This window comes from Streptomyces thermolilacinus SPC6 (genome assembly GCF_000478605.2).
GTDB lineage: Bacteria > Actinomycetota > Actinomycetes > Streptomycetales > Streptomycetaceae > Streptomyces > Streptomyces thermolilacinus.
This window is the reverse complement of record NZ_ASHX02000001.1, coordinates 4,709,527-4,726,360: the sequence shown is the minus strand read 5'-3', so window position 1 is coordinate 4,726,360 and position 16,834 is coordinate 4,709,527. Positions and strand designations below refer to the sequence as shown.

Genomic DNA, 16,834 nt, shown 5'->3' with positions numbered 1-16,834 from the left:
CCCCGCGTCCGGGCCGGAAGCCCCCGCACCGCCTAGGCTCGCCCGCGTGCACGACGATGACACGCAGAAGCGCGCCCGTTTCCGGAAGGCCGTCCTCCTGGCCGCCGTACCGCTCGCCGCGGCCGGTCTGCTCGCCGGGGGGTGGGCCGTCGCGGGCGCCGGGCCGGGCGGCGGCGGGGCGGGCTCCGACGGGCGCGGCGGTGGGGGCGCGCCCGCGTCGGCCGGTACGTCGGCGCCCGCGCCGACCGGTACGGCACCGGCACCCGGTACGGCCCCGGGCGCGTCCGACGCGGCGCCCGGCACCGCGCCCGCCGCGCCGCTCGCCGGGAAGGTCGTCGTGATCGACCCAGGTCACAATCCGGGGAATTTTCAGCACCCCTCGGAGATCAACAAGCAGGTCGATATCGGCACCAACCGCAAGGAGTGCGACACGACGGGCACTTCCACGCGGGACGGCTACACGGAGGCCGCCTTCACCCTCGACGTCGCGCACCGCCTCCGTACCGCGCTCGAACGCCTCGGCGCCACCGTGGAGTTGACGCACGACGCCGACCGGCCCTTCGGGCCGTGCATCGACGAGCGCGCCCGCATCGGCAACCGGGCGGGCGGCGGCAAGGGCGCCCACGCCGTGGTCTCCGTCCACGCCGACGGCTCGGCGGTCGGCAACCGGGGCCACCATGTGATCCTTCCGGGCCTGGTCAAGGCGGGTACGGCCGACACGGCGCCGATCGTGGAGCCGTCCCGCAGGCTCGGTGAGCGCATCGCGGCCGAGTTCGCCCGGGCGACCGGTTCCGCCCCGGCCAACTACCTGGGCGGCGGTACGGGGTTGGACGTACGCGAGGACCTCGGCGGGCTGAATCTCTCGACCGTGCCCAAGGTGTTCGTCGAATGCGGCAACATGCGTGACCCGAAGGACGCCGCGCTGCTGTCGGACGCGGCTTGGCGGCAGAAGGCCGCTCAGGGGATCGCGAACGGGGTCAGCACCTACCTGCTCGGGTAGACCGTACGGACGATACATTCGTCCGTACGATGGGGCGCCCCCCGTGCTTCGCGCCACCCCTGACGACGACACGACCGACGAAGGACTTTTCACGTGAACATCCGCTCCCTCACTCGAGGCGATGGCGTGGTGATCGGAGCAGCGGTGGTGCTGTTCATCGCCTCGTTCCTCAGCCTGTACGGCGTCGACTGCCCGACCGGGACGAGCTGCGACCTGCCCAACGCCTGGGACAGCCTGGGCCTGGTGATGAGCGTGTACATCGCCGGCATCATCGGCGCGGCGCTCGTCGTCGTCTCGCGGGCCATGCCCGGGCGCAAGGTGGCCGGTCTGGACCTGGGGCAGTTCGGTCTCGCCTTCACCGTCTTCGCGCTGTGGACGGCCTTCTGGACGATCATCGACATGAGCTCCGCGGGCGCCGGGATGATCCTCGGCCTGCTCGCCACGATCGCGCTCGCCGCGGGCGCGGTGGCGTCCCCGCTGGTCCCGGCCCTGAAGGCGCCGCTGATGGGCGCCCCGAAGCCGCAGACCCCGCAGCCGTACGGCGCCCAGCCGGGCGTGACGGGCGGCGCGGGCTACGGCTACCCGGGCGGCCAGCAGTTCGGCGGCCAGCCGGGCGGTACGGGCGGCTACGGCTACCCGGCCGGTGGCCAGCAGCCGGGCCAGCCGGGTCCGGTGGACGGTGCGCACCCGCAGCCGCAGCCGGAGCAGCAGGGGGCTGCGGCCACGGCCCAGCAGAGCGCCCCGGCCGGTGACTTCTCGCCGTTCTGGTTCGCCGTGCCGGTCGCCCGACCGCTGTACGCGGAGGACGGCTCGCCGGCCCCGATCGCGGAGCTGGCGCCGGGCACCTGGTACCTGGCCGTGGAGCAGCGCGGCGCGGCCCTGGTCGCGCAGACGCAGGACGGCCGCCGCGGTGTCCTCCAGGACACGACGGGCATCCAGCGCGGCTGATCCCGCGCCCACCACGGGAGAACGGGCCCGCCACCACGCCTGAAGGCTGGTGGGCGGGCCCGTTCTCGTGGGCGGTGACGTACGGGTCCGGGGTCCCGCGCTCAGCAGCGGTCGGGCGCCGGAGACCCGGTCCCAGCGGCAGCCGGGCGCCGGAGGCCCGGCCTCAGCAGCAGTCGGGCGCCAGGCCGCGCGGCAGGCGTTCGCCGCCGAAGACGGCCGTCGTGGCCTCGTCGCCGCCGAGCGCGGCGACCGCGAGGAGCAGCGACCCGGCCGTCCAGGTGGTGAGCTCCTCGGGCCAGACCGCGCGGTTTCCCTCGAAGACGTACCCGGTCCAGTACAGCCCGCCCTCGGCGCGCAGGTGCCCGATGGAGCGCAGGATGTCCACGGCCCGGTCGGACTCGCCGATCGCCCAGAGGGCGAGGGCCAGTTCGCAGCTCTCGCCGCCGGTGACCCACGGGTTGGGGACGACGCACCGCACGCCGAGGCCGGGGACGACGAACTCGTCCCAGCGGCTCTCGATGCGCTCCTTCGCGGCCGCGCCGGTGACGGCTCCCCCGAGGACCGGGTAGTACCAGTCCATCGAGTAGCGGCTCTTGTCGAGGAACCGCTCCGGGTGGCGGGCGACGGCGTGGGCGAGGGCGCCGGTGGCCAGCTCCCAGTCGGGCTGGGGCTCCTCGCGGTGCTCGGCGATGGCGAGGGCGCAGCGCAGGGCGTGGTGGATGGAGGAGCTGCCGGTGAGCAGGGCGTCCGTGACGGGCGTGCCGTCCTCCTCGCGCTTCCAGCCGATCTGCCCGCCGGGCTGCTGGAGGGCGAGGACGAACTCGACGGCGGCGTACACGGCGGGCCACATCCGGTCGAGGAACGCGTCGTCGCCGGTGGACAGGTAGTGGTGCCAGACGCCGACGGCGAGGTACGCGCAGAAGTTGGTCTCGCGGGCGCGGTCCGTCGGCCGGTCGGCGTCGCCGTCGTGGTAGGCGGCGTACCAGGAGCCGTCGGCGTTCTGGTGGCGGGCGAGCCACTCGTACGCGCGGGCGGCGGCCTCGTGTTCCCCTGCGGTGTCGAGGGCCATGGCGGCCTCGGTGTGGTCCCACGGGTCGAGGTGGTGGCCGCGGAACCAGGGTATGGCGCCGTCGTCGCGCTGGGCGGCGAGGATGCCCGCGACGGTCTCGGCGGCCTGCCCGGCGGTCAGCACGCCGGGCAGGGTGAGGTGTTCGGTGCGCTCGGGCCGCATCACAGCGCGGCGTCCGCCGGGAGGTGGGGCTTGGTCGCGTACACGACGAAGCTCTTGCCGAGGACCGGGTTGAGCGCCCGCTCGGCGACGCGGGTGGCGAGCGGCTTCTTCATGATGTCCCAGACGAGGAGCTTGTGGTACGCGCGGACGGGCAGCGCCTTGTCGTTGTCCACGCCGAACGCGCACTTCAGCCACCAGTACGGGGAGTGCAGGGCGTGCGCGTGGTGGGTGCCGTACGGGCGCAGTCCGGCCTCGCGGACCTTGGCGAGCAGCTCGTCGGTCTTGTAGATGCGGATGTGGCCGCCCTCGACCTCGTGGTACGCGTCGGACAGCGCCCAGCAGACCTTCTCGGGGCCGTAGCGGGGGACGGTGACGGCGATGCGGCCGCCCGGCTTGAGGACGCGGACCATCTCGGCGAGGACGCCCTTGTCGTCGGGGATGTGCTCCATCACCTCGGAGATGATCACCACGTCGAACGAGGCGTCGGGGAACGGCAGGTTGAGGGCGTCGCCCTCCATCGCGGTGGCGGTGGCGCCCGCCGGGGCCTCGCCGGCCTCCTTCATGGCGGCGAACCACTTGGCGACCTCGCGGATCTCGTCGCCGTTCCGGTCGAGGGCCACGACCCGCGCGCCGCGCCGGTAGCACTCGAACGCGTGCCGTCCGGCGCCGCAGCCCAGGTCGAGCACGCGGTCGCCGGGGGCGAGCGGGAAGCGGGTGAAGTCGACGGTCAGCACGTGCGGGGCCTGCTTTCACGGTCCGTGGCGGTGGGCGGGGATACGAGGGGGACGGCGGCCGTCGTCGTCATCGGCGGGCCCCGTGCGCGGCGGCCGGGCGCGGGCGGGCACCGTGCGCGGCCGTCATCGGCGCGCTCCGTGCGCGGCGAGCGCCTCGCGGTAGCGGTCGGCGGTGCCCTGCGCGGCGCGGGCCCAGGTGAAGCGGTCCAGGACGCGGGCGCGTCCGGCGGCGCCGAGGCGGGCGCGCAGGCCGGCGCCGTCGGGGCCGAGGAGGCGGCCGAGCGCGGCGGCCAGGGCGCCCGCGTCGCCGGGCGGCACGGCCAGGCACGTCTCGCCGTCGGGTCCGGCGACCTCCGGGATGGCGCCGCCCGTCGTGGCGACCAGGGGCGTACCGGTGGCCATGGCCTCGGCGGCGGGCAGCGAGAACCCCTCGTACAGGGAGGGCACGCAGGCGACCTGCGCGCCGCGCACCAGGTCCACCAGCTCGGCGTCGCTGATGCCCTTGACGAACCGGACGGCGCCGTCGAGGCCGTACCGCTCGATGGCACGGGCGACGGGCCCGTCCTCGGCGCGCTTGCCGACGACGACGAGGTGCGCGCCGGGGATCTCGGTGCGGAGCTTGGCGAGCGCCTCGACCAGGTACACGAGGCCCTTGAGCGGGACGTCGGCGCTGGACGTGGTGACGATCCGGCCGGGCACCTCGGGGACGGACGGGTCCGGGGACCACAGCGTCGTGTCGGCGCCGATCGGGACGACGTGGACGCGGTCGGGGCGGACGCCGAGGTGGTCGACGATCTCCTGGCGGGAGGAGCCGGAGACGGTGAGGACGGACGGCAGGCGGCGCGCGACGCGCTTCTGCATGCGCGTGAAGGCGTACCAGCGGCGTACGGAGGCGCGGCGCTTCCAGTCGGCGGCGGCGTCCAGCTCCAGCTGCCGGTCGACGGTGATGGGGTGGTGGATGGTGGTGACCAGGGGGGCGCCGAGCGGGGCGAGGAGCCCGTAGCCGAGGGTCTGGTTGTCGTGCACGACGTCGAACTCGCCGCGGCGGGCGGCGAGCAGGCGCCGGGCGCGCAGGGAGAACGTCAGCGGCTCGGGGAAGCCGCCGGTCCACATGGTGGCGACTTCCAGCGCGTCGATCCAGTCGCGGTACTCGTCGCGCTTGGGGGTGCGGAACGGGTCGGGCTGCCGGTAGAGGTCGAGGCTGGGCAGCTCGGTGAGCGTGACGCCCTCGCCGACGGCGTCGAGGACCGGGTACGGCTGGGAGCCGATCACCTCGACGGTGTGCCCGAGGCGCGCCAGCTCACGGGAGAGGTGCCGTACGTAGACGCCCTGGCCGCCGCAGAACGGGTTTCCCTTGTACGTGAGGAGCGCGATGCGCAACGGGCGTCCGGCGTCGGCTGCCGCACCCGGTCGGGGGCCTGCTGCTACGGCCTCAGCGGTCACTCGCGGCCCCTTCCATCCCTGCGTTTCGGCGGAGCGTAACCGGTCGCGCTAATCTAGAACAAGTTTCAGAGTTGATCGTTGTCGATCGTTCTCGGGCGCTCGGAGGAGCTTCGAATCTACCGGCAGGTAGCGCCGCTGTGAGGGCCGGAACGGGTGATTCACGCCACGGGCACGGCGGGGGCGGGGCCATACTGTCGCGCATCACGGCACGGCTGTCGTGCGCCACGGCACGGAACACCACCACGGCACCGAACACCACGACGGCACGGATACGTTGACGCACGGATCGACGGGGACCTATGACAGCGGAAGGCAGGCCGGCGTCGCCGCCCCTGACCGAACGGCAGGAGGCGCGCCGCCGCCGCATCCTCCACGCCAGCGCGCGCCTGGCGGGCCGGGGCGGCTTCGACGCCGTGCAGATGCGGGAGGTCGCGGAGGCGGCGGAGGTCGCGCTCGGCACGCTGTACCGCTACTTCCCCTCCAAGGTCCGTCTGCTGGTGGCGACGATGCAGGACCAGCTCGACGGCCTCCACGCGACGCTGCGGAAGCGGCCCCCGGCCGGTGAGAGCGCGGCCGAGCGGGTCGCGGAGACGCTGATGCGGGCGTTCCGGGCGCTCCAGCGGGAGCCGCAGCTGGCGGACGCGATGGTGCGGGCGCTGACGTTCGCCGACCGGAGCGTGAGCGCGGAGGTGGACGCGGTGTCGCGGCAGACGACGGCGATCATCCTGGACGCGATGCGCCTGGCGGAGCCGGGGCCCTCGCCGGAGCAGCTCGCGGCGGTGCGGGTGATCGAGCACACCTGGTACTCCGCGCTGATCTCCTGGCTGTCGGGGCGGGCGTCCATCGCGCAGGTCCGCGCCGACATCGAGACGGCCTGCCGCCTCATCGAACCGTAGCCCCGGCCGCTCCTCCCCGCGCCGGGCGAAGGCAGGGGCGCGGCCGGGGGTCCGGTCGGGCGGGCCGCTGTCCGGGGGCGGACCAGGGGGGGCGGGACGGCCTGGGGGGCTGGTGAACCCACGGGTAGAGTGTGGCCGTCGCTTCATGCCCGTACGGGGGGAAGCCGGTGCAAATCCGGCGCTGACCCCGCAGCCGTGAGCCGCCCCGCGCGGTGAGCCGGAATGCCTCGTCACGGGTCTGACCGGCTCTCGCGTCCCGGGAACGGCCCGGTGACCGGCACCGTCGAGGAGTACGGAGCCGAGCCTGGTGCCCTCGCGCGCCGGTGCCCGGCCACCGGCCCCCGCCAGAGAGGCACCCCGCCATGACCACCGTTCGCCGCGGCGCCACGGCGCTCGCCGCCACCGCCGTCCTGCTCGCGGCCGGCGCGGGAGCAGTGGCCCCCACCGCGCTCGCCGCCCCGTCGCCCGCGCCTTCCGCCCCCTCCGCCCCGGCCTCCCCCGCGGCCTCCGCGCCCCCCGTGACTTCCCCCGCGGCCTCCGCGCCCGCCGCGCCGTCGTCGCCCGCCGCGCCCACCGTCCCCGCCGGGCTGTACGGCACGAAGGACCCCACGTACGACGGAGTGTGGCGGCAGTCGCTGGCGTTCCTCGCCCAGCAGTCGACCGGCGTCGAGCCCGCCGCGCAGGCCGTGGGGTGGCTCCTCGGCCAGCAGTGCGCGAACGGCGGCTTCCCGTCCTTCCGCGCCGACACGTCCGGGCCGTGCCCCGACGACCTGCCCCTCGACACGAACGCCACCGCCGTCGCCCTGCACGCGCTGAAGGGCGTGGACAGCCACGAGGAGAAGACCGACAAGGCCCGCCAGGACGCCGTCGCCTGGCTGAAGCAGGTCCAGAACGAGGACGGCGGCTGGGGCTACAACCCGGGCTTCCCCAGCGACGCCAACTCCACGTCCCTCGTGATCAGCGCCCTCGCCGGAACCGGTGAGCGGCCCGGCGAGTTCCGTACGGCCACCGGCAAGAGCCCGTACGACGCGCTGCTCACGTTCACGCTGCCCTGCACCGCGAAGCCGGGCGGCGGCGCCTTCGCCTACCAGCCGGAGAAGGACGGCACCCTGCGCGCCAACGGCGACGCCACCGCGGCCGCCGTCCTCGCCGGGCTCGGCAAGCACCTGCTGGTGCGCGGTGTCACCCCGGACCAGAAGCCCTCCTGCGTGGACACGGCCGAGCCGACCGCCGAGCGGGCCGCCCGCAACGGCGCCGCGTACCTGGCGGCCACCCTCGTGAAGAGCGGCCACCTGGACCTGCCGCCCATGCCCGGCACGACCGCCCCCGCCGACCAGCCCGACGTCGGCAACACCGCCGACGCCGTGCTGGCCCTCGCCGCCGCCGGGCACCGCGAGGCCGCCGACGCGGGGCTCGCCTGGCTGGAGAAGAACAGCGCCGCGTGGGCGAAGGAGAGCGGCCCCGCCGCGTACGCGCAGCTGATCCTCGCCGCGCACACGGCCGGCGGCGACCCGCGCGACTTCGGCGGCGCCGACCTCGTCCAGCAGCTGAACGCGACCGGCCCCGAGCCCGCGTCGACACCCGACACCGGGCAGGAGAAGGCCGAGGAGGAGCAGGAGGAGTCCGGCTTCCCGGTCTGGCTGCTCGTCGCGGTGTTCCTCGTCGCGGGCATCGGCGTCGGGTTCCTGCTGAGCGGGCGCGGGAAGCGGAAGCCGTGACCGGCGCTCCCGCCCGCCCGGCCGTGACCCACACCTCCGCCCGCCCGGCGGCCGCGACCGGCCGCTCCACGCGCGCGTACCGCCGGTTCGGCGCGCTCGTGGCCGCCGCGTGCCTCGCCGTGCTCGTCGGCGTACCGGCCGCGTCGGGCACCGCGCACGCCGCCGGGTACCGGTACTGGTCGTTCTGGGAGGGCGGCGCGGGCGGCTCCTGGGCGTACGCCACGCAGGGCCCGGCGACCATCCGGCCCGCCGACGGCGCCGTCCACGGCTACCGGTTCGCGGTCAGCGCCGACAGCCAGGACGCCGACCGGCCGCGCCGCGCGCCCGACTTCGCCGCGATCTGCGCGGGCACCCCGACCCGTGAGGGCACCAAGCGGGTGGCGCTCGTCCTGGACTTCGGCACCCCCGCCGACGCCCCGCCCGGCGGGACGCCGCCCGCCCAGCGCACCGCCTGCGCGCGCGTGGCGCCCGACGCGACCGGCGCGGAGGCGCTGGCCGCCGTGGCCGCGCCGCTGCGCTACAACAGCCAGGCCCTGCTGTGCGCCATCGCCGGTTACCCGAAGGAGGGCTGCGGCGAGCAGGTGGACACCCCGGCCACCACACCGGCCACGTCCGCCACCACGGCCACGCCCGGAGCCGCATCCGGCCAGACCGGGGGGAACGGCGGGAACGCCCCCGCGCTCGGCCTGTACGCCGGGGCCGCCGCCGTCGTGGCGCTCGGCGCCGCCGCCCTCGTACGGGCCCGGCGGCGCGGCCGGCGATGAGACTGCGGGCTCCCGAGGCGCACCGCTCCAACGCCGTGCACGCGGGCGCCTGGTGGCTGTGGGCGCTCGGCCTGGCCGTCGCCGCGTCCCGCACCACGAACCCGCTGCTGCTCGGCCTGGTCGTCGGCGTCGCCGGGTACGTGGTCGCCGCGCGCCGCACCGACGCGCCCTGGGCCCGCTCCTACGGGGCGTTCCTCAAGCTGGGCCTGGCCGTCCTGGTGATCCGGGTGCTGTTCTCCACGCTGCTCGGCTCGCCGATCCCCGGCGCGCACGTGCTGGTGACACTGCCCGAGGTGCCGCTGCCGGACTGGGCGCGGGGCATCAGGATCGGCGGCCGGGTCACCGCCGAGCAGCTCGTGTTCGCCCTGTACGACGGGGCGAAGCTGGCGGCGATGCTCGTGTGCGTGGGCGCAGCGAACGCCCTCGCCAACCCGGCGCGGCTGCTCAAGTCGCTGCCGGGCGCGCTGTACGAGGCGGGGGTCGCCGTGGTGGTCGCGACGACGTTCGCGCCGAACCTGGTCGCCGACGTGGCCCGGCTGCGCACCGCGCGGCGGCTGCGCGGGCGGCCCACGGGCGGGGTGCGGGCGGTCCTCCAGATCGGGCTTCCGGTGCTGGAGGGCGCGCTGGAGCGGTCGGTGGCGGTGGCCGCGTCGATGGACGCGCGCGGGTACGGGCGTACGGCCGCCGTCCCGGCCGCCGTACGGCACACGACGACCGCGCTGACGCTGGGCGGGCTGCTCGGGGTGTGCGCGGGCACGTACGGGCTGCTCGCCGTGGAGGGCGCCGGGTACGGGGTGCCGCTGCTCGCCGGGGGCGTCGCGGCGGCGCTCGGCGGGCTGTGGCTGGGTGGCCGCCGCACGCCCCGCACCCGCTACCGGCCCGACCGGTGGGGGCCGCGCACCTGGCTGGTCGCCGGGTCGGGCATCGCGGTCGCCGCGCTCGTCGTGTGGGCGTCCACGGGGCCCGCCGGGGAGGCGCTGCGGCCCGGGGTGACTCCGCTGGTGGCGCCCGGACTGCCCCTGTGGCCCGCCCTGTCCGTACTGGTGGGGCTGCTGCCCGCGTTCGTGGCGCCCGTACCGAAGGCCGCGCGGACCGCTGAGACCGCTGCCGAAGACCGCGAGGAGCACCGGTGATCCGGTTCGAGAACGTCACGGTGACCTACGAGGACTCCGCCGAGCCGACCGTACGGGACGTGGACCTGCACGTGCCGGAGGGCGAACTGGTCCTGCTCGTCGGCCCGTCGGGCGTCGGCAAGTCCACGCTGCTGGGCGCCGTTTCCGGGCTCGTCCCGCACTTCACGGGCGGCACGCTGCGGGGCCGCGTCACGGTCGGCGGGCGGGACACCCGCACGCACCGGCCGCGCGAACTGGCCGACGTGGTGGGCACCGTGGGCCAGGACCCGGCCGCGCACTTCGTCACCGACGTGGTCGAGGACGAGCTCGCGTACGGCATGGAGTCGCTGGGCCTGCCGCCCGAGGTGATGCGGCGGCGCGTCGAGGAGACCCTCGACCTGCTGGGCCTCGCGCCGCTGCGGGACCGGCCCGTCGCGACCCTGTCGGGCGGGCAGCGCCAGCGCGTGGCCATCGGCTCGGTCCTCACCACGCACCCGAGGGTCCTGGTGCTGGACGAGCCGACGTCCGCGCTGGACCCGGCCGCCGCCGAGGAGGTGCTGGCCGTCCTCCAGCGGCTGGTGCACGACCTGGGCACGACCGTGCTGATGGCCGAGCACCGGCTGGAGCGGGTGGTGCAGTACGCGGACCGGGTGGTGCTGCTGCGGGAGCCGGGCGCGCCGCTGGTGGTGGGCGAACCGGCGGAGGTGATGCGGGTGTCGCCCGTGTACCCGCCGGTGGTCGGCCTGTCGCGGCTGGCCGGGTGGACCCCGCCCGCCCTCACCGTCCGCGAGGCCCGCCGCCGTGCCGCCCCGCTCCGGGAGCGCCTCACGGGACTGGAGCCGGTGCGGGGCGCCGCGCACCCGGGCCCCGCAGAGCAAGCGGGCCCGGGGGCGAAGGCGGAGGCGGGCGCGGCACCGAGCCCGGAGCCGTCGAGGCCGCGTACGTCCTGGTGGCCGCTCCGCCGCCGTACGAACGACGCGGCACCCGCCCCCGTCGGCCCCGCCGGCCCGGACATCGCCCGCGTGGACGGCCTCGTCGTCACGCGCGGGCGCGTCGAGGCGCTGCGGGGCGTCGGCCTGGGCGTGCGGCCCGGCGAGACCGTGGCGCTCATGGGCCGTAACGGCGCGGGCAAGTCCACCCTGCTCGGCGCGCTCGTCGGCATGGTCGCCCCGACGTCCGGCCGCGTCCTCGTGGCGGGCCGCGTCCCGCACCGCACCCCGCCCGCCGAGCTGATCCGCGAGGTGGGCCTCGTCCCGCAGGAGCCGCGCGACCTGCTGTACGCGGACACGGTCGCCGCCGAGTGCGCGGCGGCCGACGGGGACGCGGGGGCCGAGCCGGGCACCTGCCGCGCCCTGGTGGCCGGGCTGCTGCCGGGCGTACCGGGCGACACGCATCCGCGCGACCTGTCGGAGGGGCAGCGGCTCGCCCTGGCCCTGGCGGTCGTGCTGACCGGGCGGCCCCGGCTGCTGCTGCTCGACGAGCCGACGCGGGGCCTGGACTACGCGGCGAAGGCGCGGCTCGTGGAGGTGCTGCGGCGCCTCGCGGCGGAGGGGCACGCCATCGTGATGGCCACGCACGACGTGGAGCTGGCGGCGGAGCTGGCGCACCGGGTGGTGATCCTCGCGGAGGGCGAGGTCGTCGCGGACGGGCCGACGCACGAGGTGGTCGTGTCGTCCCCCGCGTTCGCCCCGCAGGTGGCGAAGGTGCTGGCCCCGCAGCCGTGGCTGACCGTCGCCCAGGTGGAGGCGGCCCTGTGACCGCGCGGGAGCGGAAGGCCGGGACGGCGGGGACCCGGGCGGGGAGGGCCCGGACGGCGGCGGGGCACGCCCGGCCCGTGCGGCTGGGGCCGCGCGCGATCGCCGCGCTGGTGCTGATCAGCGCCATCGGGGTGGCGGCGTTCGGCTGGCCGCTGCTCGCGGACGGCGGGTCCGGTCTCGCTGCGGCGCACGCCGGGGTCGCGCCCTGGCTGTTCGCGGGGCTGCTGCCGCTGCTCGTCGGGGTGGTCGTGGCGACGATCGCCGACTCGGGCCTGGACGCGAAGGCCGTCGCGATGCTGGGGGTGCTGGCGGCGGCGGGCGCGGCGCTGCGGCCGCTGGGCGCGGGGACGGCGGGCCTGGAGCCCATGTTCTTCCTGATGGTGCTGAGCGGCCGGGTGCTGGGGCCGGGCTTCGGGTTCGTGCTGGGCGCGGTGACGATGTTCGCGTCGGCGCTGCTGACCGGCGGGGTCGGGCCGTGGATGCCGTACCAGATGCTGTCGATGGCGTGGTTCACGATGGGCGCCGGACTGCTGCCGGGGCCGGTGCGGCTGCGGGGCCGGGGCGAGCTGCTGATGCTCGCCGCGTACGGGGCGGTGGCGTCGTTCGCGTACGGGACGGCGATGAACCTCCAGGGGTGGGTGCTGGCGCTGCCGGAGGGGTCCAGCGGGATCGCGTTCCACGCGGGCGAGCCGGTCCACGAGAACCTGGTGCGGTTCGCCGCGTACTGCCTGGCGACCTCCATGGGCTGGGACCTGGGGCGGGCGGCGCTGACGGTGGTGCTGACGCTGACCATCGGATCGACGGTCCTGAAGGCGCTCCGGCGTGCGACTCGACGGGCGGCGTTCGAGGCCCAGGTCACATTCGAAGGCGGCGAAAAGCCTCATCCGGGGCATTCCGGGGTGAGGCGCCCCACAGGACCCACGTCACATACGTCCCCGCTTAGTAGGCCCGCAGGGCCGGCGGAGGGCCCCCCGTTCGCCCGCGGCGACCTGCGCTGACACCGTCCGGCGCGGGCGCCCGGCAGGGCGGCGTCTCCGGTCGCGCCTCGTACATGGGGGGCGTTGCCAGGGCTGGGCGGCCCTGCTTTGGTGGATGACGTCGCCGGGCACCGACGGCAGCGCGACCGCCTCGCGGTCCGGCCGCCACGTGCCCCATGGCAAGCCTCCGAGCCACACCGGGTCTCCCCGGGTCCTGGTTCAGGCATGCCTGCGCCAGCCCTGTCCCCGACGTGAGGTCTCTTACGTGTTCCGCTCCATCTCCAGCCGTTTCTCCGCCCGCAACAAGTCCGCCGTCGCCGCAGCCACCGTGCTGCTGGGCGCCTCGGGTGCGGTCATGGCGGTGACGGCGCCGGCCTCGGCCGCCGCGCCCACCTCGGCCCAGGCCGTCGCCAAGAAGATGGTCCCGGCCGGCCAGTACCAGTGCTTCAGCAAGATCGTGGAGCACGAGTCGGGCTGGGACCACACCGCGACCAACGCCTCGTCCGGCGCGTACGGCCTGGTCCAGGCCCTGCCCGCGTCGAAGATGGCGTCCGCGGGCTCGGACTGGAAGACCAACCCGGCCACGCAGATCGAGTGGGGTCTCGACTACATGAACGACCGCTACGGCAGCCCGTGCGGCGCCTGGGAGTTCTGGCAGAACAACCACTGGTACTGAGCCGCCCGGCCCGCCCCCGCGCGGCGGTGAGCCACGGCCCGAAAGCCCCTGGTGAGTACGCTCACCGGGGGCTTCGCCGTGCCCGCGCGCAAACCCGCCCGCTTTCGCGGCACTTCTCGACTACGTTCCTGACCATGACTCAGCGAAACCACAGCACCGAGGACCAGGCCGCCCGCTGGACCGCCGTCGACGCCTATCTCACCGACCAGCTCGCCCCCGCCGACGAGGCGCTGACCGCCGCGCTCGCCGCGAGCGACGAGGCGGGCCTCCCGAAGATCGCCGTCGCCCCCAACCAGGGCAAGCTGCTGCACCTTCTCGCCCGTGTCCAGGGCGCCCGCACGATCCTGGAGGTCGGCACGCTCGGCGGGTACAGCACCATCTGGCTGGGCCGGGCCCTCCCGCCGGACGGGAAGCTGATCTCGCTGGAGTCCGACCCCGCGCACGCCGAGGTCGCCCGGCTCAACCTGGCCCGCGCGGGCCTCGACCAGGTGGCGGAGGTCCGTACGGGCGCCGCCCTCGACTCGCTGCCGAAGCTGGAGGCGGAGGGCGTCGGCCCCTTCGACCTGGTCTTCATCGACGCGGACAAGAAGAACAACCCGCACTACATCGAGTGGGCGCTGCGCCTGACCCGCCCGGGCAGTGTGATCGTGGTGGACAACGTGGTGCGCGGCGGCGCGATCACGGACGAGGAGTCGTCGGACGAGGCGATCGTCGCCACCCGCGAGATGTTCGACCTCGTGGCGCGCGACCCCCGGCTGGACGCGACGGCGTTCCAGACGGTCGGCGTGAAGGGCTACGACGGCCTGCTCATCGCCCGGGTGGTGTCCTGAGGCCATGCCGACGGCGAACCGGACGACCAGCTGGGACATACGCCCGGAGCGGTACGACACGGACGACGCGACCGCGCTGCGCCGCGACTACTACGAGGACGTGGCCAGCCGCTACTGGCGCCGCCCCGCCACCTCCCAGGAGGTGGACGAGGGGCTGGCCGGGGACGGCGTGGAGGCCCTGGAGCCGCCGACCGGGCAGTTCCTGGTGGGCCGGTACGACGGTAAGGCCGCGGGGTGCGGCGGGGTGCTGATGCTGGACGCGGAGCGGGCGGAGCTGACCCGCGTGTTCGTACGGCACGCCTTCCGGGGCACGGGCGGTGCCGGGACGCTGCTGGCCGCGCTGGAGGATGCGGCCGTGGAGCTGGGTGCGCGGCGCATGGTGCTGAACACGCGCCTGGACCTGGTGGAGGCCCGCGCCCTGTACACGCGCAACGGCTACCGGGAGATCCCGGCGTACTGCGAGGGCCCGTACATGGAGATCTGGTACGGCAAGGAGCTGGTCCCGGGCGCCTGAGCGCCCGCCGCCCCTCCCCCTCGGCCCGGCCGTCTCCCTCCCCCGCCCCGGCCGCTCAGGCCCGGTGGTCCCGGCGCGGCGGCTCGTGCCCGGGGCGTTCCCGCTCCGAGCCGCACAGCTCGGCGGTCAGCTCCTCCACCAGCTGGATGAGGTCGGTCGGCCGGTCGGGCCCCCACCAGTCGCCCAGCAGCTCGGCCAGCGACTCCTCGCGGGCGTGCGCCAGCCGGGCCGCCACCTCCACGCCGTCGTCGGTCAGCATCAGATGAAGGCCCTCGCGGCGGGCCAGGCCCCGCGCCTCGACCTCCCGGGACGCCTCCGTGACCGCGCGGAGCGGCACGTTCGTGGCCTCCGCGAGGCGCGCGGGCTCCACGGTGCCGTGGCGGCGGATGCGCAGCACCAGCCAGCTGGACGCGGGCAGCAGGTCGAGGCCCGCCCGGGCGGTGATCTTCTCGTACACGGCCTTGCGGCCCTCGCGGGAGCCGAGCACGGACAGGGCGCGGGCCACCTCGTCGTACGAGGACCGCTGGACGGGGTTGGAGGCGAGGGTCTCGCTCGGGTCGGGCGCGGTGACCGAGCCGCGCAGCGGGTCCTCGCGCAGCAGCCAGGCGATGGCGAACGCCAGCAGGACGATCGGTGACGCGTACAGGAAGACGTCCGTGATGGATGTGGAGTACGCCTCCAGCGCGGGTGGGCGCAGGGCGGGCGGCAGCTCGGCGATGGCGCGCGGGTCGGCGGCGACCGCGTCCGGGCCGGCGCCGGGCGGCAGGTCCTGGCCGGAAAGCGACTCTTCCAGCTTTCCGGTGAGGCGGCTGGTGAAGATCGTGCCGAAGACCGCGACACCGAAGGAGGCGCCGATGGAGCGGAAGAACGTGGCGCCGGAGGTGGCGACGCCCAGGTCCTCGTAGCCGACGGCGTTCTGCGCGACCAGCACGAGGACCTGCATGACGAGGCCGAGTCCGGCGCCGAAGACGAAGAAGTACAGGCTCATCTCCCAGGTGGGGCTGGTCGTCTCCATCCGGTGCAGGAGGAGCAGGCCCACGGTGGTGATGGCCGTGCCGGCGACGGGGAAGACCTTCCAGCGGCCGGTGCGGCTGACGATCTGCCCGGAGACGGTGGAGGTGAGCAGCATGCCCGCGACCATCGGGAGCATGTGGACGCCGGACATGGTGGGGCTGACGTGCTGGACGACCTGGAGGAAGGTCGGCAGGTAGGTCATGGCGCCGAACATCGCGAAGCCGATGACGAAGCTGATGGCCGAGACGAGCGTGAACGTGCGGATGCGGAACAGCCGCAGCGGCAGCACGGGCTCGGCGGCGCGCCGCTCGACGCGGACGAACAGCACGAGCAGGATCACGCCGAGGACGGCGAGGCCGATGATCCGGGCGTCGCCCCACGCCCAGGTGGTACCGCCGAGGGACGCGACGAGGACCAGGCAGGTGGCGACGGAGGCGATCAGGAACGTGCCGGCGTAGTCGATGCGGTGCGGGGTGCGGTGGACGGGGATGTGCAGGGCGGCGGCGATGACGAAGAGGGCGACGATCCCGACGGGCACGTTGATGTAGAAGACCCACCGCCAGGTCAGGTGCTCGGTGAAGACACCGCCGAGGAGCGGCCCGAGGACGCTGGTCGCGCCGAAGACCGCGCCGAAGACGCCCTGGTAGCGGCCCCGGTCGCGGGGCGGGACGAGGTCGCCGACGATCGCCATGGACAGCACCATCAGCCCGCCGCCGCCCAGGCCCTGGACGGCGCGGTAGGCGATGAGCTGCGGCATGTCCTGCGCGACGCCGCACAGCACGGAGCCGAGCAGGAAGATGACGATGGCCGTCTGGAAGAGTTTCTTGCGCCCGTACTGGTCGCCGAGCTTGCCCCACAGGGGCGTGGCGGCGGTGGAGGCGAGCATGTAGGCGGTGACGACCCACGACAGGTGGTCCATGCCGCCGAGTTCGCTGACGATCGTCGGCAGGGCGGTGGACACGATGGTCTGGTCGAGTGCGGCGAGCAGCATGCCGAGGAGCAGCGCCCCGATGGGCACCAGGACCGTGCGCCGGTTGTAGTCCGCTCCGGGCTGCGGGGTGGTGGCCGGGGTGCCGACTGGCCGCGTCATGGGCGCCTCCCTCACTGTTTCCCCATCCATCGTGGGCGGTGTGCCCCGTTATGGCCTGCCGAGACCGGTTCCGGATGTTGGGCAGATCACGTCCGGGCTGCATAATCGCTGCCAGTTCATGGGGGCGGTA

General features: G+C 75.1%; 15 protein-coding genes and 1 riboswitch. Of the genes, 11 read left to right on the top strand and 4 right to left on the bottom strand.

What is annotated here, in order from left to right; translation table 11 throughout:
* Nucleotides 1–46: 46 nt before the first annotated feature.
* Nucleotides 47–1,000: an N-acetylmuramoyl-L-alanine amidase family protein gene (locus tag J116_RS20460; protein ID WP_023588936.1), complete on the top strand. Its 954-nt coding sequence runs from the start codon at nt 47–49 to the stop codon at nt 998–1,000.
* A gap of 93 nt (nt 1,001–1,093) precedes the next feature.
* Nucleotides 1,094–1,948: a hypothetical protein gene (locus J116_RS20455; protein ID WP_037946826.1), complete on the top strand. Its 855-nt coding sequence runs from the start codon at nt 1,094–1,096 to the stop codon at nt 1,946–1,948.
* 163 nt (nt 1,949–2,111) lie between these two features.
* On the opposite strand, the gene J116_RS20450 is transcribed toward J116_RS20455, so the two are convergent.
* From J116_RS20450 to J116_RS20440, 3 genes are all read right to left on the bottom strand, one after another.
* Nucleotides 2,112–3,182 carry a prenyltransferase gene (locus J116_RS20450; protein WP_099048184.1) on the bottom strand — a complete coding sequence of 357 codons (1,071 nt, stop codon included), beginning with the start codon at nt 3,180–3,182 and terminating at the stop codon, nt 2,112–2,114.
* A complete protein-coding gene (locus J116_RS20445; protein WP_023588933.1) occupies nt 3,179–3,913 on the bottom strand; it encodes a class I SAM-dependent methyltransferase in 735 nt (244 codons plus the stop codon). The genes J116_RS20450 and J116_RS20445 overlap by 4 nt, the downstream gene beginning before the upstream one ends.
* A 123-nt stretch (nt 3,914–4,036) precedes the next feature.
* Entirely contained in the window at nt 4,037–5,356 is a 1,320-nt protein-coding gene (locus J116_RS20440) for a glycosyltransferase family 4 protein (protein WP_023588932.1), read from the bottom strand.
* Between the two features lie 299 nt (nt 5,357–5,655).
* Between J116_RS20440 and J116_RS20435 the strand changes: the two genes are divergently transcribed.
* From J116_RS20435 to J116_RS20395, 9 genes are all read left to right on the top strand, one after another.
* On the top strand, nt 5,656–6,252 hold the full coding sequence (locus J116_RS20435; RefSeq protein ID WP_023588931.1) for a TetR family transcriptional regulator: 597 nt from the start codon (nt 5,656–5,658) through the stop codon (nt 6,250–6,252).
* Between the two features lie 158 nt (nt 6,253–6,410).
* A riboswitch (cobalamin riboswitch) is annotated at nt 6,411–6,479 on the top strand.
* Nucleotides 6,480–6,614: 135 nt separating this feature from the next.
* Nucleotides 6,615–7,970: a prenyltransferase/squalene oxidase repeat-containing protein gene (locus tag J116_RS20430; protein WP_023588930.1), complete on the top strand. Its 1,356-nt coding sequence runs from the start codon at nt 6,615–6,617 to the stop codon at nt 7,968–7,970.
* Nucleotides 7,971–8,068: 98 nt separating this feature from the next.
* On the top strand, nt 8,069–8,734 hold the full coding sequence (locus J116_RS20425) for an SCO2322 family protein (RefSeq protein ID WP_028964317.1): 666 nt from the start codon (nt 8,069–8,071) through the stop codon (nt 8,732–8,734).
* Nucleotides 8,731–9,867, top strand: coding sequence for a CbiQ family ECF transporter T component (locus tag J116_RS20420; protein WP_023588928.1), 1,137 nt, complete (start codon nt 8,731–8,733; stop codon nt 9,865–9,867). Before J116_RS20425 ends, J116_RS20420 begins: the two co-directional genes overlap by 4 nt.
* Nucleotides 9,864–11,603 (top strand): ABC transporter ATP-binding protein, encoded by a 1,740-nt coding sequence (locus J116_RS20415; RefSeq protein ID WP_023588927.1) that lies wholly within the window; start codon nt 9,864–9,866, stop codon nt 11,601–11,603. Before J116_RS20420 ends, J116_RS20415 begins: the two co-directional genes overlap by 4 nt.
* A gap of 77 nt (nt 11,604–11,680) precedes the next feature.
* Nucleotides 11,681–12,601 carry an ECF transporter S component gene (locus J116_RS20410; protein WP_028964316.1) on the top strand — a complete coding sequence of 307 codons (921 nt, stop codon included), beginning with the start codon at nt 11,681–11,683 and terminating at the stop codon, nt 12,599–12,601.
* Between the two features lie 244 nt (nt 12,602–12,845).
* Entirely contained in the window at nt 12,846–13,256 is a 411-nt protein-coding gene (locus J116_RS20405; RefSeq protein ID WP_023588925.1) for an aggregation-promoting factor C-terminal-like domain-containing protein, read from the top strand.
* Between the two features lie 134 nt (nt 13,257–13,390).
* On the top strand, nt 13,391–14,086 hold the full coding sequence (locus tag J116_RS20400) for an O-methyltransferase (RefSeq protein WP_023588924.1): 696 nt from the start codon (nt 13,391–13,393) through the stop codon (nt 14,084–14,086).
* A gap of 4 nt (nt 14,087–14,090) precedes the next feature.
* Entirely contained in the window at nt 14,091–14,600 is a 510-nt protein-coding gene (locus J116_RS20395) for a GNAT family N-acetyltransferase (protein ID WP_023588923.1), read from the top strand.
* Nucleotides 14,601–14,655: 55 nt separating this feature from the next.
* Here the strand turns inward: J116_RS20395 and J116_RS20390 are convergent, their stop codons facing one another.
* The gene (locus J116_RS20390; RefSeq protein WP_023588922.1) at nt 14,656–16,704 is read right to left on the bottom strand and encodes an MFS transporter; all 2,049 of its coding nucleotides are present in this window, start codon (nt 16,702–16,704) and stop codon (nt 14,656–14,658) included.
* Between the last annotated feature and the right edge of the window lie 130 nt (nt 16,705–16,834).